The 19,648-nt window shown below is 57.7% G+C and carries 15 protein-coding genes; 7 read left to right on the top strand and 8 right to left on the bottom strand.

Translation table 11 applies throughout. The features are described 5' to 3' along the window. Window positions 1-24: 24 nt before the first annotated feature. The 3 genes from AC6I8W_RS10260 to hpaD all read right to left on the bottom strand — a co-directional run bounded on the left by AC6I8W_RS10260 (window position 25) and on the right by hpaD (window position 3,638). Complete coding sequence (locus AC6I8W_RS10260) at window positions 25-1,311, bottom strand: FAD-dependent monooxygenase (RefSeq protein ID WP_497838049.1); 1,287 nt, start codon at window positions 1,309-1,311, stop codon at window positions 25-27. A gap of 25 nt (window positions 1,312-1,336) precedes the next feature. Next, window positions 1,337-2,563: an MFS transporter gene (locus AC6I8W_RS10265; RefSeq protein WP_497838050.1), complete on the bottom strand. Its 1,227-nt coding sequence runs from the start codon at window positions 2,561-2,563 to the stop codon at window positions 1,337-1,339. Between the two features lie 61 nt (window positions 2,564-2,624). Beyond that, window positions 2,625-3,638 carry a 3,4-dihydroxyphenylacetate 2,3-dioxygenase gene (gene hpaD, locus AC6I8W_RS10270; RefSeq protein WP_497838051.1) on the bottom strand — a complete coding sequence of 338 codons (1,014 nt, stop codon included), beginning with the start codon at window positions 3,636-3,638 and terminating at the stop codon, window positions 2,625-2,627. Window positions 3,639-4,002: 364 nt separating this feature from the next. Here hpaD and AC6I8W_RS10275 point away from each other — a divergent pair, with 364 nt between their 5' ends. From AC6I8W_RS10275 to AC6I8W_RS10295, 5 genes are all read left to right on the top strand, one after another. Next, entirely contained in the window at window positions 4,003-4,968 is a 966-nt protein-coding gene (locus tag AC6I8W_RS10275; protein WP_497838161.1) for an alpha/beta fold hydrolase, read from the top strand. Between the two features lie 78 nt (window positions 4,969-5,046). Continuing rightward, entirely contained in the window at window positions 5,047-5,787 is a 741-nt protein-coding gene (locus AC6I8W_RS10280) for a response regulator (RefSeq protein WP_497838052.1), read from the top strand. Further along, on the top strand, window positions 5,784-7,079 hold the full coding sequence (locus AC6I8W_RS10285; RefSeq protein WP_497838053.1) for an ATP-binding protein: 1,296 nt from the start codon (window positions 5,784-5,786) through the stop codon (window positions 7,077-7,079). Before AC6I8W_RS10280 ends, AC6I8W_RS10285 begins: the two co-directional genes overlap by 4 nt. Window positions 7,080-7,249: 170 nt before the next feature. Then, entirely contained in the window at window positions 7,250-8,008 is a 759-nt protein-coding gene (locus AC6I8W_RS10290) for an alpha/beta fold hydrolase (protein ID WP_497838054.1), read from the top strand. Between the two features lie 19 nt (window positions 8,009-8,027). Next, window positions 8,028-9,215 (top strand): cytochrome c biogenesis protein/redoxin, encoded by a 1,188-nt coding sequence (locus tag AC6I8W_RS10295; protein WP_497838055.1) that lies wholly within the window; start codon window positions 8,028-8,030, stop codon window positions 9,213-9,215. Between the two features lie 49 nt (window positions 9,216-9,264). On the opposite strand, the gene AC6I8W_RS10300 is transcribed toward AC6I8W_RS10295, so the two are convergent. Beyond that, window positions 9,265-10,686 (bottom strand): aldehyde dehydrogenase family protein, encoded by a 1,422-nt coding sequence (locus AC6I8W_RS10300; RefSeq protein WP_497838056.1) that lies wholly within the window; start codon window positions 10,684-10,686, stop codon window positions 9,265-9,267. A 108-nt stretch (window positions 10,687-10,794) separates the two neighbouring features. Here AC6I8W_RS10300 and AC6I8W_RS10305 point away from each other — a divergent pair, with 108 nt between their 5' ends. Next, entirely contained in the window at window positions 10,795-11,688 is an 894-nt protein-coding gene (locus AC6I8W_RS10305; RefSeq protein WP_497838057.1) for a LysR family transcriptional regulator, read from the top strand. A 9-nt stretch (window positions 11,689-11,697) separates the two neighbouring features. Here AC6I8W_RS10305 and AC6I8W_RS10310 read toward each other — a convergent pair whose 3' ends face one another. From AC6I8W_RS10310 to lplA, 3 genes are read right to left on the bottom strand one after another with little or no spacing between them, the layout of a single operon-like run. Beyond that, the gene (locus AC6I8W_RS10310) at window positions 11,698-12,159 is read right to left on the bottom strand and encodes an RES family NAD+ phosphorylase (protein WP_497838058.1); all 462 of its coding nucleotides are present in this window, start codon (window positions 12,157-12,159) and stop codon (window positions 11,698-11,700) included. Then, a complete protein-coding gene (locus AC6I8W_RS10315) occupies window positions 12,156-12,599 on the bottom strand; it encodes an Xre family toxin-antitoxin system antitoxin (RefSeq protein ID WP_497838059.1) in 444 nt (147 codons plus the stop codon). Before AC6I8W_RS10315 ends, AC6I8W_RS10310 begins: the two co-directional genes overlap by 4 nt. Window positions 12,600-12,656: 57 nt before the next feature. Further along, complete coding sequence (gene lplA / locus AC6I8W_RS10320) at window positions 12,657-13,673, bottom strand: lipoate--protein ligase (RefSeq protein ID WP_497838060.1); 1,017 nt, start codon at window positions 13,671-13,673, stop codon at window positions 12,657-12,659. Window positions 13,674-13,916: 243 nt separating this feature from the next. On the opposite strand from lplA, the gene AC6I8W_RS10325 reads away from it, so the two are divergent. Then, on the top strand, window positions 13,917-15,029 hold the full coding sequence (locus AC6I8W_RS10325) for a lactonase family protein (protein ID WP_497838061.1): 1,113 nt from the start codon (window positions 13,917-13,919) through the stop codon (window positions 15,027-15,029). 36 nt (window positions 15,030-15,065) lie between these two features. Here the strand turns inward: AC6I8W_RS10325 and AC6I8W_RS10330 are convergent, their stop codons facing one another. Then, complete coding sequence (locus AC6I8W_RS10330; RefSeq protein ID WP_497838062.1) at window positions 15,066-19,628, bottom strand: ATP-dependent helicase; 4,563 nt, start codon at window positions 19,626-19,628, stop codon at window positions 15,066-15,068. Between the last annotated feature and the right edge of the window lie 20 nt (window positions 19,629-19,648).

Raw genomic sequence — 19,648 nt, forward strand, 5'->3', positions numbered from 1 at the left:
TTCTGTCTCAATTAAGGGGGTAAATTATTTTTGGGTGGCAAAAACCGATGGGTATTTCGTCGGTTGGTCGGTCTCTTTCTCTGTCGGGATGCGCATACCGGCTTTGGCGTGGTACTCGCTGAAAATCGACAGGGCTTCTTCGTGGGGGAAGATTTTTTCAATATCGTCGAACGGTTTGCCGCCGCTGCGTTCTTCAACGATACGGCGCACCACTTCCGGGCCTTCGCCGCGTGATGCCAGCACCAGCCAGTTCACCTTCTCGCGGCGCTCCAGTTCGTAGGCTTGCAACGCGGCGACCGGGTCAGCGATGCTGGCGAGTTTTTCGGCGATAACGCGGGCATCCACAAACGCCTGGCAGACGCTGTTGCCGCCGCGCGGATACATGGCATGGGCCGCGTCACCGAGCAGGGTAATGCGGCCAAATGACCATTGCGGTAACGGGTCATGATCGATCAGCGGGAACAGATAGCATTCGCGCGCGTTGCGGATCATTTCGCTGACGTCGATAAAATCGAGCTGGCAGTCGTCAAACACGTGCTCAATCTCTTTGACGCCGGTTTCCTGGTTCCAGTCCTCCTCGCTTTGTGGCTTCTCGGCCTGCTCAATCACCCAGTTCACCAGTTGATTGCCTTTGCCATCGACGTTGTTCTGGATCGGATAGACGATCAACGTGCCCTGACGGATCGGGTCGCCGATATGCAGAATGCTGCCACCGGTTTTGAATGGCGGCATCACGGTGACGCCGCGATATAAGGTCAGGCCGGAGAAGTGGCTACGCGCCGATTCCGGCAGCAGTTTGCTGCGTACCACCGAACGAATACCGTCGACGCCGATCACCACATCGGCCCGCACGCTTTGCGGTGCATTGGGGTTGAGACGGGTATCGAAATGCACGGTCACGCCACTGTCGTCCTGTTCGAAATGGCTGCAACGGCAACCGAGGGTGATGGCCTCCACGCCCAGGCGCTCCTGCACCGCTTGGTACAACATCATTTGCAGATGACCGCGGTGGACAAAACGCTGGTCATATTCGTAGCCCATGTGTTTGCCGCACTGCTCGCCGAAAATTTGCTGGCCGTAGCCGGTGTAGAAAATGGATTCTTTGGCTTCAACTGAGATGTCGACAAAGGCGTCGTACAGGCCCATTTCGGTAATTTCTTTTACCGCATAAGGCTTGATATCCACGCCGACGCCGAGTGGTTTGATTTCGGCCACCGCTTCAAACAGGCGCGGGCGAAAACCCTGTTGATGCAGGCGCAAAGCAGCAGCCAGTCCGGCCGGGCCGGCACCGATGATGACGATATCCAACATAATGACTTCCTCTTGTTATTCAGAGTTAACTGTGAGTCTTCAGGGTATTAGCTTTGAGATCGTGACTGGCCTGACGCTGAACATCACGCAGCCAGATAGGCAGTCCGGCGAGGCAAACCACCAGCCCGCCAATCACCAGCAGCGCCAGCGACTGTGGGTCTTCACTGTTCTGTGCGGCGATAAACAACGGTGGGCCTAAGAACACGCCGACCAGCGTCAGTTGGGTGATCAGGCCGCTGGTGGCCCCGATGCTTTCGCGTGATGGCGCGACCACCGGAGCCAGTGCCCACATGCCCACCAGCAAACCGCTGCCAAACATAAATAACCAGGAGGCACCGATAGAGAACATAAAGCCGAGCGGCAGGGTGAAAATCGCCAGCGCCGGCGCACCGGTCAGCACCAGGCCCACCACACCAATCGCGGCGGCTTTGACTCCCCGATTCAGCAGCGCGCCGACCATCAGGCAGCCGATGCCGTTACATACCATCGCCACCACGTTCCAGTGGGCGACTTCCAGCACCGGTACGCTGTAACGTTTGGCGAGATAAGGGGCGAGGGTGGAGATAATGCCGGTCTGCAAAAAGGCATCGGCACCGAAGGAAATTCCCAGCAGATAGATCAACGGGCTTCTCAGTACGGAACGTAAACCACGGGTACGGGAGAACTGGGCTTTTTCTTCTGGCGTGCGGCGCGGCAGGCTGACGGTGGCGACAAACGCCAGCGCCAGCGTCAGGACCGAGTGCGCCAGAAAGGCGGCACGCCAGTTACCAAAATGGTCAGCCAGACCGGCCGAGAGGAACGGCAGCAGAAAACTGGCGGGCACAAAAGTGGACCACAACGCCATCGCCATATTGCGCTGTTTGCCGGTAGTGATGCGGATCAACAAGGTCACGGCGGCCACGGCGGTCAACACATAACCGATGCCAGTAACGATGCGTCCGGCCAGCAACAGATTGAAGGACGGGGCAGCGACCACGCAGATATCTCCCAGCACAATCACCACGGTACCGGTCAGCAACACTACCCGATCACCGGCGCGGTCGACGATGTAACCCGCCAGCAGCGCGCCGAGGGCCACCATCAACGACGGCAGCGACATGATCAGGCCGATCTGGCTGTGTTCAAAGACATGAAACTCTTTTGCAATCGAACCTAACTCGGTCACCGCTTCGCTGACGGTCATTGCTGCCATCACGCCGAGTGCATAGGCAACCAGAATCCGCACCAGCGGGTTTTGAATAAATGTACTCACGATCCGTTCTCCCAATAGCTGATTTCACACAGGGTTTAGTGTTGAGACCTGACACAGGCGCTTAGCCATCATTGGCAAGGGCGAGAAAGCGCTCCAGCGTAGGCGGATCGATCGGAGTTTGCGGTTGGATGACCGGTACGTTGGCGAATGGTGTTGCTTCGGTGAACCATTTGTTTTGTGCCGGCAGCCCCCACTGGTCAGCACGTTTGGGATCGGCCAGGTTCCAGCCGAGCGCCGGTTCGATGTCGATATGTTGGTAGTGGGTATTAAACAGCTCGATACGATGCCCATCGGGATCGCGGAAGTAGACAAACAAGGCCCCGCTGATGCCGTGACGCCCCGGACCACGTTCCAGTTGCGGCGCATAACCGAGTGCACCGGCGACGTCGCAGGCGCGGATCATGTCGTTGGTATCGGGCAAGGTATAGGCAAAATGGTGCAGACGTGGTCCTGGCCCCTGAGTGAAGACGATGTCGTGCGGATTACCTTTGCGTTGCAGCCAGACGCCCCACAGATGCTGATCTTCTTCAACCTGAGACCAGGTATATTCACTGACGCGAAAACCCAGTGGCTGATAAAACGACCACGCCTGACGCACGTCGCTGGTTTGTAGCTGGTAGTGGTCGAGGCGCTGGGCGCTGGCTCCGCGATAATGCTGATAGTTTTTCAGCATACGTTCACAGGCGTCCATCGATGCGCAGAATTCCAGTGGTACGCCGACATGGTCGCTGACATGTAGGGTTAAGCCCTGAAAAGGGACCTCGACAATGCGCGTCTCCTTACCCTGCAAAGCGAAATATTCTTCCGCTTTATAGATATCGTCATCGCGACAGACACGCATCCCGATGCGAGCGCAGTGGCTATCGCTGGCTTTTTTCAACACCAGGCTGTGATGGCCGCGTTCCTCTAAGCCGCGCAGATAAACGCTGGACGCATCCTCATCACTGACCACCAACCCGATTAAATCGGTATAGAACTGTTTGCTGACCTCAAGGTCACGAACGTTCAGGACAACATGACTGGCACGCGTCACGTTGAAAGGTGGTTCCAGAACCAACTCATCGATCTGTGGCATGGGTATGTTCTCTCTTTCAGATAAAAGGGGTACAGCTCAGTGTTGTTGTAATAAATTTAGATATATCGTGTTAATAGATATATCTCATAATGTTGCCGGGATTGGAGATCGAGCGCACAGATTGAAAGGAAAATTGTCGTGGCGTGATTTATCGCATCATGCCAGGTTCCGTAGCGGCGCGATTTATCGCGCAGGTTTGTATCGCACTGTATCTGCCTCGCTCACCAATACATCGCGAGGCAAAAATCCGGGTGTGCAGAAACAAGCCCTATACATCGGGTTGGTGTAATGCAGGCGTTGTCACTTACATATCAAATTTTCTGGAGAGAGCGCCATGTTACGTAAATCCCTGTTAGCGACCCTGATGACTGCGACTGCCCTGTTTGCCACCACTGCTGCGGTGGCTGCACCAACCGAAGCCGATTATGCCCAGGCCTTCCACACCATCCACCAGGTGAAAGCCGGAGTGCTGAATGTCGGCTATGTCGACATTGGCCCACGCGACGGGCAACCGGTGATTCTGTTACACGGCTGGCCGTACGATATCCAAAGCTATGCCCAGGTTGCGCCACAGCTGGCGGCGCAGGGTTATCGCGTGATCGTGCCTTATCTGCGTGGTTACGGTTCAACCCGCTTTCTCTCCGCCAGTACGCCGCGTAACGGACAACCCTCGGCATTGGCGGCCGATACCGTGGCATTGATGGATGCGTTGGGTATCAAACAGGCAGTATTCGCCGGGTTTGACTGGGGCGCACGCACCGCAGATATCGTGGCGGCGCTGTGGCCGGAGCGGGTGAAATCACTGGTTTCGGTCAGCGGTTATCTGATCAGCAGCCAGGAGATTGGCAAAAAACCGCTGCCGCCGCAGGCCGAGCTGCAATGGTGGTATCAATTCTATTTCGCCACCGAACGTGGTCGTGAAGGCTATGCGAAAAACACCCATGATTTTGCTAAATTAATCTGGCAGCAGGCGTCGCCGGGCTGGAAATTCAGTGATGCGACCTTTAACCAAAGCGCGCAGGCGCTGGATAATCCGGATCAGGTCGCGGTGACGGTCAGCAACTATCGCTGGCGTATCGGGCAGGAACCGGGTGAAGCGAAATATGCCGCCTATGAGAAAAAACTGGCGACGCTGCCCGTGATTAGCGTACCGACCATCACGATTGAAGGGGACAACAACGGTGCGCCGCATCCGGCTCCGGCGGCGTATCGGGCAAAATTCAGTGGCAAATATGAGCATCGCACCTTCAGCGGCAATATCGGTCACAACCCGCCAGCTGAAGATCCGCAGGATTTTGTTAAAGCGGTGGTCGATGCGGCAAAAATGTAATTTTGTGGTAATAAGTTATTGTCAGACCGGTATTTTATGACCGGTCTTTTTTGTCTTTCACGCTGTCAGGAGGTTGTTTTGGAGCACATTGATCACATCCTGGTTGTTGATGATGACCGGGATATCCGCGAGCTGATCACCGACTATCTGGTGAAATCCGGCTATCGTGCCACCGGTGCCGCCAATGGCCGTGAAATGCGTGCGGTACTGACAGCGAATGCGGTGGACCTGGTGGTACTGGACATTATGATGCCCGGCGATGATGGTTTGACCCTGTGCCGTCAGCTGCGCAGCGATCCGCAGCGTAACCTGCCGATTTTGATGCTGACGGCACGCAGTGAAGACAGCGATCGCATCCTCGGGCTGGAGATGGGCGCGGATGATTATCTGATCAAACCTTTCGTCGCGCGTGAATTGCTGGCGAGGATCAAAGCCATTTTACGACGTACCCGCGCGTTACCACCCAATCTGCAAATTACGGAAACCGGTCGCCTGATTGCCTTTGGTGACTGGCAACTGGATACCTCGGCGCGCCATCTGCTGGATACCGACGGGGTGATCGTCGCGTTGAGCGGGGCAGAGTACCGGTTGCTGCGGGTATTTCTTGACCATCCCCAACGGGTGTTAACCCGTGATCAGTTGTTGAACCTGACTCAGGGGCGCGATGCGGAGCTGTTTGAACGTTCGATCGACCTGCTGGTCAGTCGTTTACGCCAGCGGCTGCGCGAGGATGCGCGCGAACCAGCCTACATCAAAACGGTGCGCAGCGAAGGTTATGTGTTGGCCGCGCCGGTCATCATCAAAGAGGTTAATCTATGACGCTGTGGCCGCGTTCGCTGCTGTCGCGTCTGGTGTTGATCGTGTTACTTGGGTTGGTGCTGGCGAACGGTATGACGGTGGTCAGCCTGATGATTGAACGGATGAGCAGCGCCAAAACCGTCATGCTCGGCAACCTTGAATACGATGTGGCAACCAGTGTGGCAATCCTCGATCATCTCTCCCCGGCAGAGCGTCCCGGCTGGCTGGCGAAGCTGGCGCGCGGCAATTACCGCTATGAATTATCGGCGGGGCAGCCCGGCCCCTGGCCTGATAGCTGGCGTACGCGTGATGCTATCCGCTCGCTGCAACAGACGCTGGGCGGGCAGTATCCGCTGACCTTCACCAATGTACCCGGCCCGCGCCTGCATATTCAGGCGCATATTACCTTGCACGATGGCGCGCCGCTGACGCTGGATCTCTGGCCGCGCATGCCCGCCATCGCCCGCTGGCTTCCTGTGGTGTTGTTTGCCCAATTGATATTGCTGGCGGCCTGTGCCTGGATTGCAGTGCGTCAGGTGGTGCGTCCTTTTATGCGTTTTACCCAGGCGGTTGAGGGACTAAAACCCACCAGTGCCAACATCATGCCAGAAAAAGGACCGGCAGAGGTGCAGCAGGCTGCGCGCGCCTTTAACGCCATGCAACTGCGCATTCAGGAGCATTTACAGGAGCGGGCGCAGATTCTGGCAGCGATTTCCCATGACCTGCAAACCCCCATCACCCGTATGAAGCTGCGGGTGGAGATGTCGGAACAGCCCGAACTGCGCGACAAATTACTGGGCGATTTAGACAATATGAGCCGCCTGGTGCGTGAGGGCATCGATTATGCTCGCTCGGCGCAGATACCGGATGAGACGCCACAGCGGGTCAGCCTGAATGCGTTTCTCGATAGTATCGCCTGTGATTATCAGGATGTGGGCAAAGCCGTCAGCTTCTTGCCCTGTGCCGGACCGGATAATTTCAGCATTCGTCAGCAGGCGTTACGCCGCATCATGACCAATCTGATTGATAACGCACTTAAATTTGGCTCTCATGCCGAAGTGGAATTATCAAATACGGCGGCTGGCGGCATGAAGATTTATGTGCGCGATAATGGGCCTGGCATCCCGGAAGAGGAACTGGAGGCGGTACTACAGCCCTTTTACCGTGTGGAGAGTTCCCGTAATCGCCACACCGGCGGCACCGGGTTGGGCCTGGCGATCGCCTCACAATTGATCAGTCAAATGGCAGGGAGCCTGATATTGAGTAACCGCGATCAGGGGGGGCTGGAGGTCGAGATTGTATTGCCGGGCTGAAGCAATGTATTCAGTTTTGTAGCGTTATGTATCAACGCCGCCCCCCGACATGCAAGGCGACAAAAAGCGGGGACGGCGGAAACAGCGTGAACACATCTGGCGGGTTAAATAAACGCACTGCCAGATGACGCAGTGGCTAATTTCACTCAATCATGTTCACGAGGTTTCTGATGAAAAAGTTTCTGTTAAGTACACTCGCCGCCGTTACCCTGTCCGCTTCATTTGCTGCGCTTGCTGCACCGGTCAACACCGTGGTGCTGGTGCACGGCGCGTTTGCCGATGGCAGCAGCTGGAACCGGGTGATCCCGCAACTGCAATCTCACCATCTCAAAGTGATTTCCGTTCAGCTGCCGCTGACCTCGTTACAGGATGATGTGGCCGCCACCCAGCGCGCCATCGCTCGTGCTTCGGGCGATGTGGTGCTGGTGGGGCACTCGTGGGGCGGTACGGTGATCACCGAAGCTGGCAACGATGCACGCGTCAAAGGTTTGGTGTATATCGCAGCCTTTGCTCCCAACGCAGGGCAATCCACCGGTGAGCTGGCGGGGAGTTATCCAGCTCCGGCGGGTAGCGCGGATATCGCCAAAACGCCGGACGGTTTCCTCTATCTACCTGCTGCGGCGGTGGCGAAGGACTTCGCTGAAGATAGCCCGGCAGCCCGGCAGAAAACCCTGACGGTGACACAGGGTCCGATCCGCGCAGCGGCCTTTGGTGACAAAGTCAGCCAGGCGGCCTGGACGCAAAAACCGAGTTGGTATCTGGTCAGTAGCCAGGATCGCATGATTAACCCGGATCTGGAACGGGCGATGGCACAGCACATTCACGCCCACACCCGCAGCGTTGCCGCCAGTCACACCTCAATGTTGAGCCATCCCACCAGCGTCGCGCAGATCATCACCCAGGCGGTCGATGGCAGTAACGCCCAATAACCCACAGGGGAGAAAACCTATGTCATTCATTATTGCGTTTTTCGCCGGGATGTTGACGTTGCTGAGTCCCTGTACCTTGCCGGTGATCCCGTTGGTGTTTGCCAGCGTGCGTGGCAAAAAAGGGCAGATGGCTGCCCTGCTGGTGGGAATGGTGTTGGTCTTCACCGCCGTGTCTTTGCTGATTTCGGTCGCCAGTAGCTGGGTGGTGCAGGTGACGCAAGCGGGGCGCTGGCTGGCGCTGTTGTTCCTGGCACTGACGGCCATCACGCTGCTTTCGACGCGGGTGGCACAGGTCATCACCGCACCCTTGACGCAGTTGGGGAACCGTATCAATGACGCCAGCAACCGACGTAGCGGCCTCGCCGCCGCTCTGCTGGCGGGGTTGGCGATTGGCATGTTGTGGTCGCCCTGCGCCGGGCCGGTGCTGGGGGCGATTCTCAGCCTGGCGATCACCGCCAAAGATCCACTCTCCGTTGGCTCGCTGCTGATTGCCTATGGCAGCGGTTGTGCACTGATGCTGGCGCTGCTGTGGTTTGCCGGGCGGGGATTGTTGGCCCGTCTGCGTCCGGGGGTGGCGGTAACGACACGTTTACGTCAGGGGGCGGGTGTGTTAATGCTGGCTTCGGTAGCGTTACTGGCCAGCGGCAGACAGGGCGTTTTACAGGCCGGGCCGCAGCTGGCGCAAAATCTTGAACAGCGCTTGAGCCACTTCCTTCCCACCAGCGCCCCCAAAATCACCCCGGTGCCGGTGGTCGAGCAGACACAGAGCGGCTTCCCCGGACTGGAAGGGGGAACCTCCTGGTTCAACAGTGCGGCGCTCAATCGTGCCGACCTGAAAGGTAAAGTGGTGTTGATTGATTTCTGGACCTATGACTGCATCAATTGCCAGCATACGCTGCCGCATGTGCGTGGCTGGGCGAAGAAGTACCAGACAGAGGGGTTGGCGGTCATTGGCGTCCACACACCTGAATATCCGTGGGAACGTGATCCGGCGGCGGTGGCTCGCGCTATCAAACAGTGGGGGTTGCCGTATCCGGTGGTGGCCGATAACAACTACGCCATCTGGAATCGCTTTGGCAATATGTACTGGCCTGCACATTACATTTTCGATGTGCACGGTCAACTGCGTTACACCGCGTTTGGCGAAGGGGATTACGCCGGACAGGAGAAGGTGATTCAGCAACTGTTGCAGGAGGCGAAAGCCTGATTGGGTACATTCGTCGCGGCGCGATAAATCGCGCCGCGACGAAATCCGGTTACGAGGCGACGGTCAGCGCCCGTGACTCCAGAAACGCCGTAATCCCGGCGTGTCCCATCTCGCGTCCGATACCCGAACAACGGAATCCACCAAAGGGCGCGCGGGGTTCATGTGTCAGGGTATTGATCATCACGCGCCCCGCCAGAATCTGTTCCCCGACTGCGCGAGCATGGGTCTCATCCGCGCCGATCACTAACGCCGACAGGCCATACTGCGTGTCATTGGCAATGGCGATCGCTTCCTGCTCATCACGATAAGTCAGCATGCACAGCACCGGACCAAAGATTTCATCGCATGCAATCGTCATATCATTGCTGACATCGCTGAATAAGCTGGGTTTCACATACCAGCCGTCACGCAGAGCATCTGGTCGCCCGACACCCCCGGTCAGCAAACGGGCACCCTGTTGCACGCCAAGATCAATGTAACGCTGGACGCGTTCCCACTGGCGCTGGTTAATCATCGGGCCGATGGTGGTCTCTGCGTCTGTCGGATGCCCCGAACGCTGGCGCTGTACGGCGGCGGTCAGTTCATGTTCAAACTCCGCTTTCCGATGTTCCGGCACCAGAATGCGGGTACCGGCAATACAGGCTTGCCCGCTGTTGATAAAGCCAGCCTGCACCGCCAGCTCGGCGGCATGGCGGGCATCAGCATCAGATAAAATCAGGGTGGGGGATTTTCCACCCAGTTCCAGTGTGACACGTTTAAAGCTGTCGGCAGCGCTGCGCAAAATGGCCTTACCTGTCTCGGTCGAACCGGTAAAGGAAATTTTCGCTACATCGGGACTGGTGCTGATGGCATGGCCCACGCTGGCACCGCGTCCGGTGACGATATTGAACACCCCAGGCGGCAATCCGGCGCGATCCAGCGCTCGGGTCACTACGTCAGTTTGCCAGATGCTGAACTCGCTTGGTTTAATCACCGTAGTACATCCGGCGGCAATGGCGGTCGCCAGTTTATGGCAGATAAATCCGGCGTTGCTGTTCCACGGTGTAATCAACCCCGCCACGCCCAGTGGCAGCATTTGCACCGTGGCACGGCCTGCCTGCTGCACAAAGGGGTAGGTGCGCAACTCGGCCATCACCTGTTGCACGACATCCGCTGGATAGCGCGCCATCCATTGCGAACGCGAAGCGGGCGCACCGTATTCTTCACGAACTGCCTCGTGTAACTCGTCTTCGCTTTGACGCAGTACCTCGACCATATTCGCCAGCAGCGCCAGGCGGTCGGTCACGTTAAAACGTGAAAAATCGGCAAAGGCCGCTTTGGCCGCAGCAATAGCGTGTAACGCATCGGTTTCATCGGCCAGCCGGGCTTTGCCGATAACGCTACCGTCAGCAGGTTTGATAATATCCAGCCACTCGGTGCCCGTCGGAGTGACAAAGCGGCCATTGATGTATATGTGTTCGAATGAGCGCATCAGGGGTTTCTCCTTGTTAGGCGGGTGTGCAGAGCAAGGTAGCACGCGAGCATTGGCGCTATAATCCGCCTTAGCCTGCAAAGGGTATTGCGTCTAACGGAATAATCGATGAATCGAACCGGTATCAGTGAACTTGAAATTGTGCTGGCAGTGGCGCGGCGTGGCAGTTTTAGCGGCGCAGCCAGTGAGCTGGAGATCTCGCCTTCGGCGGTGACCAATGCTGTCGCGGCACTCGAAAAGCGTCTCGGGGTACGGCTGTTCAATCGCACCACACGCAGCGTCGGGTTAACCGAGGCCGGACGGCGTTTTACGCAGAAAATCGCCCCAGCGGTGGAGATGATCCGCAGCGCATCGGAAGAAATTGCCAGCCAGCCTGCTGATCCGGCGGGTACGTTGCGTATCAATGCGCCGCCGGAAAGTTGTGCGCTGTGGTATGACGAAATTCTGCTGCCATTTCTCGCGCGCTATCCTCGTATCCGCGCGGAGATCCACAGCCAGAAGGAGAAGGTGGATATTGTTGCGGCGGGCTTTGATGCGGGTATCCGTCTGGGGGATGATATTCCGGCAGATATGATCGCGGTGAAGCTGACGCCGTCGTTGCAGATGATCCTGGTCGCGTCTCCCGACTATATTGCCCGCAGTGGTGCGCCTGAGCAGCCACAGGCGTTGAGCGATCATCCTTGCATCTGCATGCGTATGGCGGACGGCAGCATTTATCGCTGGGAACTGAGCCATCAGCAACATAGCTATAAGGTGCAGGTCGAGCCGCAGTTGATTGTGAACGATCTGGCTTCGGCGCAGAAATCGGTCACCGGGGGATTGGGCATTGCCTGTCTGTCGCAGCGTCATGTCGTAGCGGATATACAGGCTGGCAGGTTGGTGCGCTTGATGCCGGAGTGGCAGGTTAATCTTGGCGAGCTATGTCTTTATTATCCGGGCCACCGCCTGGTGCCACCGGCGTTGAAGGCGCTCACCGACTTTGTCCGGGAGAGGTTTACGTAGCGGCGCGATTTATTGCGCAAAGCGTTCATCGAAACGGAAGGGGATCTCCACCGCGTTTTTAACGAAGGTAGCAAATTGCGGATGCTCGGGGTTGAGCAGGTAATTAAATTCAACCGGTGACAACGCGCTGGGCACGCGTAACGCGACTGACGCCTGACTGTCGATCCAAAAATCACCGAACTGACGCAGCGCGGCGGGTGCCTGCGCTGCCGCCCAATCCTGCGGTAATTGCGCAGCATCAATCCATTGAATTAACTCGTCTGGGACTTCAATGCTCAACAGGGTAAAGAAATCGAGAATGCTCGCGCTTTGCAGATGGATTAGGGTTTCCAGCATGGTGAGAGAGGCGGTTTCAGAGGCGTAAACCATCGATACACCAATACTGTTCCAGCGCCCGCCACCTTCCCTGGCACCATACCCGCTCCAGGCCGAGCTGAGAAAACGGGTTTTGGTCATCCGATATAACTTCACGAATAGACACCGTGCTCAAGGCGGGTAATCAATTTCAGCACTTCATACGCGCCGGTTTCGGAGGAGACTAAATCACCGGGTTTTTGATTGCCAAGGGCACGCGCTGGCTCGTTCAGCCATTGCAGCGCTTTTTCCCTGTCGCCTTCAAACAACTCCACTGCGCGATCCATCACCCGGATAAAACGCACCAGACGCTCGCTTTGCTCCGAGGTAAAACGATTTTTAAGCCCACGGGTAAAGGTGGTGCCGGGAATGCCGGTCATATGGCGCAGGTCAGCCTGGGTAATACGCGCCCATGACACGATGCGGCTGGCGACCGAGCCATCGAGACCCGCATCAATCTGGCCCATCAACAGCACACCATCGGCACTGGTTAACCCGGCGAACTGCCACAAACGTTCCGACGCTGCGGGGGTGACCGGGAGTGTGAATTGTTTCATTGCGCACCTCCATTTGGTTGATTCATTATAACCATATGGTGATGGAGTGCAATGTGCTTAACGCAGGCTGGCGATCAACCATTGCCCCAGTTGTGCCAGTTCGGCTTGCTGTTGTGGATATTCACTCTCGAGACGTGCCAGTTGTGCTGCAACGGCTTCCGGGCGGTATGCTACGCCGCTCAAACGTGTTGCCAGCGTTTCCAGTGGTGCCGGGTTCAGGCTATCGGTAAATATCTGGCAACGGCTGATGTTGCCACGTTCGATGTCAAAATGGATTTCCACGCCACCCCAGCCAAAGCGTTGATCAAGCAAATGGGAGAAATCCGGTGCCTGGCCGAAATTCCACTCCCAACTGCTTTGTCTGGCAAATTGTTCGGCAAAACCGGGCAGGTCAGGCAAGGCTTCGGGGGAGATAAATTCAGGCTGGCACTGATCCTGATAGAAAGTGAACCAGGCATTCGTGACCGCGTCACAAATTTTTGCATAGCTGATATCCGGCACCAGTTCGACCAGATTCGCGACACGTGAGCGTACGGAGGTGATCCCTTTGGCCTGCAATTTTTTGACGTCAGGATTGAGATAATCCGCCAGCCGTGACAGATCGGCGTTCATCAGGAAAGTACCGTGATGGAAGCCGCGATCGGGCGTTTCACGATACGCTGAGCCGGAAATCTTGCGCACTTCACCCGCCACATTCACCACGATATCGTTACGACCCGAGGCCTCGGCACTGATACCCAGGCTGGCCAGCGCGCGCAGAATAATCGCGGTTGAGACGCTTTTATCGTATTCCGGCTTGCCCGCCATAAAGGTAAAGCAGCAGTTACCCAGATCGTGAAACACCGCACCACCGCCACTGCTGCGGCGTGCCAGCTTGATGTGGTCTTCCGCCATACGGCGGGTGTTGCACTCTTTCCACGGATTTTGCGCGCGCCCAATCACAATGGTTTCAGCATTTTGCCACAGAAACAGTACGCGCTGGGTGGTGGGCATCTGGCGGAAAATACAATCTTCTACCGCAAGATTAAACCAGGGATCGTTCGATTGAGATACTAACAAGCGCAAACTCGACATGCCGGACTCCGTTTCCATCATCAATGCCCTGATGTTAAGCCATCCGTCACCAGTGAGCCAGTGCACAATCCTGGATTAAACTTTTTTCGACAATACCCTATAACCCATTGAAATTATGTGCTCTTTGTCAGAATGCCCAAAGCGTGTCAGGCAATCACACATTACCCGGTGTCTTAACGCCGCCTATATCTATAGGCGTTGAAGCTGCCTGTATGGGGCTGCCCTGAATCCCGGAGAAAAATAATGAAAATTGCCCTACATCTGTCGCTGCTTGCTGCGCTGACTTTTAGCGCGCCATTGCTGGCACAAACCTTTGTTTATGTATCCGAAGCCAGTGATGGCAACATTGCCCATTACAGTCTGAATGAGAAAACCGGTGCGCTGACCTTACTCGGACAAACCTCCGCAGGGGGGAAAGTGATGCCGATGGCACTGAGCGCCGATCATCATCACTTGTACGCCGCGATCCGCAGCCAGCCCTTAAGGTTAATGAGCTGGACGATTGATGCACAAAGCGGCGATTTGTTGCAGGCCAGCGAGACGCCGGCTGCGGCCAGTTATCCCTACATCAGTACCGACAGCCAGGGACGTTTCCTGCTGGGTTCTTCCTATGATGGCGATGTGGTGCATGTATATCGCCTGGCGGGTGATGGCAAGGTCGTCGCACCTCCGGTGGCGGCATATAAAACCGGCCATGCGGCGCATTCGGTGATCAGCGATGCGAGCGGCCGCTCAGTCTATGTCGGCAACCTGGGGACCGATCGGGTGCTGCAACTCAATCTTACTCAGGACGGTAGCCTGACACCGATTGGTAATGGCTATGTTGAGACCGAGGCCGATAATGGCGCACGCCATTCGGTGATGTCGCCGGATAACCGTTATCTGTACAACGTTGGTGAGATGGGCGGCATCATTACGCAATTTCAGCGCCAGCCCAACGGCGCGTTGAAAAAAATCGCCGAGTGGCCCAACGCAGTGGCAACGCAATATCATCTGCAACATGGCCGTGAGCGCCTGGCTGATTACAACGATCCCACGCCACGTATCTGGTCGGCGGATATCCGTATCACCCCGAATGGTCGTTTCTTGTATGTGACCGAACGCACCAGTAGCACGGTGACGGGATATCGCGTCAACAAGCAGGATGGCAAATTGACCTTAATCGGCAGCTGGTCGGTGGAAAAACAGCCGCGTGGAATTGCGATTTCACCCGATGGACGCTGGTTGATTGCCAGTGGAGAAAAAAGCAACGTCACCGGCAGCTACGCCATTAATCGGCGCAGTGGGGTGCTCAAACGCGTCGGCAGCGCACCCGCTGGCGGGGATGCAAACTGGGTGACGGTGGTGAGTTACTGAGAATGCACCGAAGCGTAGCGGCGCAATTTAGCGCCGCTACGACCCATACCAGCTATACCCCCGTGGCACGCGAGAAAACCCGGCTTCTTTCAACGCCGGGAGCAACGGAGATTGCCCGGCGGACTGATCGTCAACACGCTCAAGGGTAAAGCTAAGGTGTTTTTCGCGTTTGAGTGCCACGCCCAGCGCCAGCACCGCCGCATGTTGTTCATCGATTGTTGTATTGGCGGCAAAGGTCATCAGCTCCTTACCGCCTTGCGGCAGATATAACAACACGCGACCCTGGCCGATCACCACCAGTGCGCCCTGGCGGCGGGTGGGGCGATTCCCGGTGAGGCTCAGTGGCCACGGCAGTTGCACGCCGAAGGGGTTGGCAGGATCGAGCACCGCAAGCGCAACGGGACTGCCCGTCTCAGGTGGACTGTTGGCAAGCTGACGCAAACGGTCAATTACGCTGTGATCAGCAAACTGGGCCGCCCCCATACCCGCAACAAAACGCCCCCGCAGCACGCGTCCGCTATCTTCCAGGCCGCGTAGCAGGGGTTGCAACGCCGGAAAGCCTCCGGGTATCTGTTCTGCGATGGCTGCGCCACGGCTGATAACCCCAAAACGGTCGAGCATATTTTCCGTCAGCGCCAGGGCGCGTTCGGTGTCGGCAATCGCGGGCCGCGTCAGCAACGACCAGCGGCCCGCCATGCTATTGAGGCCGGGGCCACTGGCAAGCCGGTTAACCGGCGCAGCATATCCGGCATGTCCACGGCGATGACGGCTGGTGCGTGGTCGCGGAGTGCTGGCATGATAAGTGAGATTGCGTAACGCCGCCCAGGTGTCAGTGGTGAGATAACCACGCCAGGCCAGATCCCACATAGCTTCGTAAATCAGCGCCGGATCGATGATGTCTTCCGCGAGGCGCGGGACCAGTTGACGCACAAACCAGCCGCTACCATCCTGCAATAGCGTCAGGATCTGTTGCTGCAACGGTGTCAGGGCGACGGTTTTGCCCTCATCCGCTGGCGGTAAGCTCTCGGCGACATACTCGCTCAGATGCAACGACACCAGCCCTTCGGTGGCACCCGGAGGACGTTGCCCGAGCCACACCACTTCGCCACTGGAGAGCAGTTCGTCCAGCATCGCAGGCTGATAATCGCGTACCCGAGCGGGCAGGATCTGCGCTTCCCACAGCGCGGCAGGCAAGGCGATCCCTGCCAACTGCTCGATCACCCGCACCACGCCGTTGACACCGCTAAACGCGCCCTGGGTCTGGCGCGCAGCGGCATCACTCACAACCCCCTGACGTTCCAGCAGTAGCGCCACATAGACCGCCGGATCAACCGGTTTGGTCGCCTCACGCGCAGCCCGCAGTGAGCGCAGCCGCAGGCGGCGGAACACATTTTCCGCCACCCATTGTGGCTGATCATCATCAGAAGGGGTGAAGTCACCTTTGAGAACTTTACCCTGTTGACGCAACTCATCCAGCGCATCGGCAACCACTGCAATGCCCAGGCCGAAATGGTGAGCGATGTCGGCGGCGGTAAATAGCGCATGGGTGCGGGTATAGCGGTTAATCAGGTCGTACAGTGGTCGCGCCACTGGCTGAAGCAATGCAGGCGGTAGCGTATCCGGCACGCGGTAACCTAGCGCATCACGCAGACGCGAGGCATCTTCTGCCATCGCCCAGCGCGTTTCACCGGCCATGCTGACGCAAAAGATGCGCTGTGCCTGTTGCAAAGCCTGCAACCCGTCACTTAACGCCTCATCGCCGCTGTAGCGCTGTGTCAGCTCATCGGTGGTCATCGGACCCAACTCGCGCAGCAAATCTGACAGCGCTTCGATGCTGGTGGCGTGATACTCGGCAGGCCGATGCTGCAACTCTTGTTCCACGCGCGCTACCATGTCGGCATCCAGCAACTCACGCATATCCACTTCGCCGAGCAGCCGCTTAAGCAGCTTACTGTCGAGTGCCAGCATTGATGCGCGCTTCTCCGCCTGGGGCGCATCGCTGGCATACATAAACTCCGCCACATACCCGAACAGCAACGGCGCAGCAAAGGGTGAGGGGGATTCGGTCGTCACTTCCGTCAGTTGAATCTCTCCCTGTTGCAGGCGTGCCATCAGATGGTGCAGGGCTGGCAGGTCATAAACATCCTGCAAACATTCGCGAGCAGTTTCGATCAGGATGGGAAAATCATCGAACTGGCGGGCAACTTCCAGTAATTGCCCGGCGCGCAGCCGTTGCTGCCACAAGGGTGAACGTTTGCCTGGATTACGACGAGGCAGCAGCAGGGCGCGGGCTGCGCATTCGCGAAAGCGGGCCGCGAACAGCGCCGACTGGCCGACCGACTGGCTCACCGTCCGTTGTAGCTCATCAGGTTCGAACAGGAATATCTCGGCACCCGGCACCCGTCCTGCGCTGTCGGGAAAGCGGGCGACAATACCGTCATCACTGGCCACCACGGCGGGATCGATGCCCATCACCCGTGCGATGCGTTCCGCCACTGCCAGCGCCCAGGGGGCATGCACGCGCTGACCATAAGGCGAATGCAGAATTACGCGCCAGTCGCCGGTTTCATCCCGACAACGTTCAATCAGCAGCGTGCGATCGGTGGGCAGCACGCCGGTGGCCTGAAGCTGTTCGCTGATCAGCGTCTGAATGTTATGGCGGGCATGATCATCCAGCGTATTAGCCAGCGACGCTCCCTGATTCACTTCACGCAGGAAGCGTCCAATGGCTTCACCTAATGCGGCGGAGCGTCCGACACCTTCGCCATGCCAGAATGGCAAACGCGCCGAGCGTCCCGGTGCGGGCACCACCACCACCTGGTCATGGGTGATTTGCTGGATACGCCACGAAGTGGCACCGAGGGTGATAATGTCGTTAACCCGTGATTCGTACACCATCTCTTCATCCAGCTCACCGACGCGTCGTGCCCCGGATTGCTCCTCTCCTTCCGGCAACATGACGCTGAACATGCCGCGATCGGGGATGGTGCCGCCACTGGTGACGGCCAGATGTTGCGCGCCAGGGCGGCCAGTCAGAGTATGGTTATGACGATCCCAGATAATGCGCGGGCGCAGATTGGCGAATTCATCTGACGGGTAACGCCCGGCTAGCATATCCAACACCGCTTCAAAAGCCGCGCGTGGCAACGCGCGGAAAGGGTCGGCACGTCGTACCAGAGCAAACCAGTCGTCAACCTGCAATGTCTCCATCGCCGCAGCGGCCACGGTATGTTGGGCCAGAACATCAAGTGGGTTATGGGGCGGGGCGATGGCATCCAACTCGCCTGCCAGCATCGCCTCTACCGTTACGGCGGTATCCAGCAAATCACGCCGGGTGCGTGGCCAGAAAATGCCTTTTGGCGTGCCGCCTACCTGATGCCCAGCCCGCCCGACGCGTTGCAGCGCGCTGGCAACCGACAGCGGCGCACCCACCTGAATCACCAGGTCGATATCGCCCATATCGATACCTAATTCGAGGCTGGAAGTCGCCACCACGCAACGCAGCTCTCCCGCTTTCAGCGCGGTCTCAATCTCCAGCCGTTGTTCTTTCGAGACTGAACCGTGATGCGAGCGGGCGATAAGATTATCCGGCGCTTGCGCACGTTTTTCTGTTCCGCCGCTAAAGGAACCGTAGCCAAAAGAGGCTTCCGGATCGGTCGGCTGTTCACCCAGTTGGCGGGCATAGCGTTCATTCAGCCGTGCGGTGAGTTTTTCGGCCAGACCGCGCGAGTTGGTGAATACCAGTGTGGCGCGATGGCGTAGCACTTCGTCAAGGATGCCCGCTTCGATATGCGGCCAGATCGATCCGGCCGCGAGGGTGGCATCCCGGGTATCGGGGCGCTGCTGGATATCGGTCATATCTGCCACCGGTACGGTGATAGTCAGCTGCAACGGACGCTTCGCCGCAGGATTGACCACCAAAGTTTCGCCCGCACCACCGAGAAAACGTGCCACGGCCTCGGGTGGACGCACAGTCGCGGATAACCCAATACGCTGCGCCGGATGCGCCAGTAACGCATCGAGTCGTTCCAGACTTAGCGCCAGATGCGAGCCGCGCTTGCTGCCTGCTACCGCATGGACTTCATCGACGATCACCGTAGAGACCCCGCGCAATGTTTCGCGGGCTTTGGAGGTCAGTAGCAGAAACAGGGATTCGGGCGTGGTGATCAGGATATCGGGCGGGCGACGTTGCAGCTGCGCCCGTTCAGCGCTGCGGGTATCACCGGAACGCATCCCTACCTGTAAGATGATCTCCGCTTCGCCCTGCTGACGACGCTGTGCTGCCACGCCCGCCAGCGGTAGTTGCAGGTTGCGTTGCACATCGGCGGCCAACGCTTTAACCGGCGAGATATACAGGATCCGAGTTTTATGGCTGCGGTCGACAGTCTCTGTCTGGCTGCGTTCACGGAATAGCGCATCGATAGCATGCAAAAAGGCGGCGAGGGTTTTGCCCGATCCGGTTGGCGCAATCACCAGACAGTTTTTGCCGCTGGCGATGGCTTGCCAGGCTTCATCCTGCACAGGTGTTGGCGCAGCGAAGGCAGCACGGAACCATGCCTGCGTGGCGGGTAAGAAATGCTGGAGGGCTGCATCTGACATCCGGTTTCCCTGATTTTGTC

It is taken from the genome of Pantoea sp. X-Soil-TKNS-1211 (assembly GCF_059730495.1).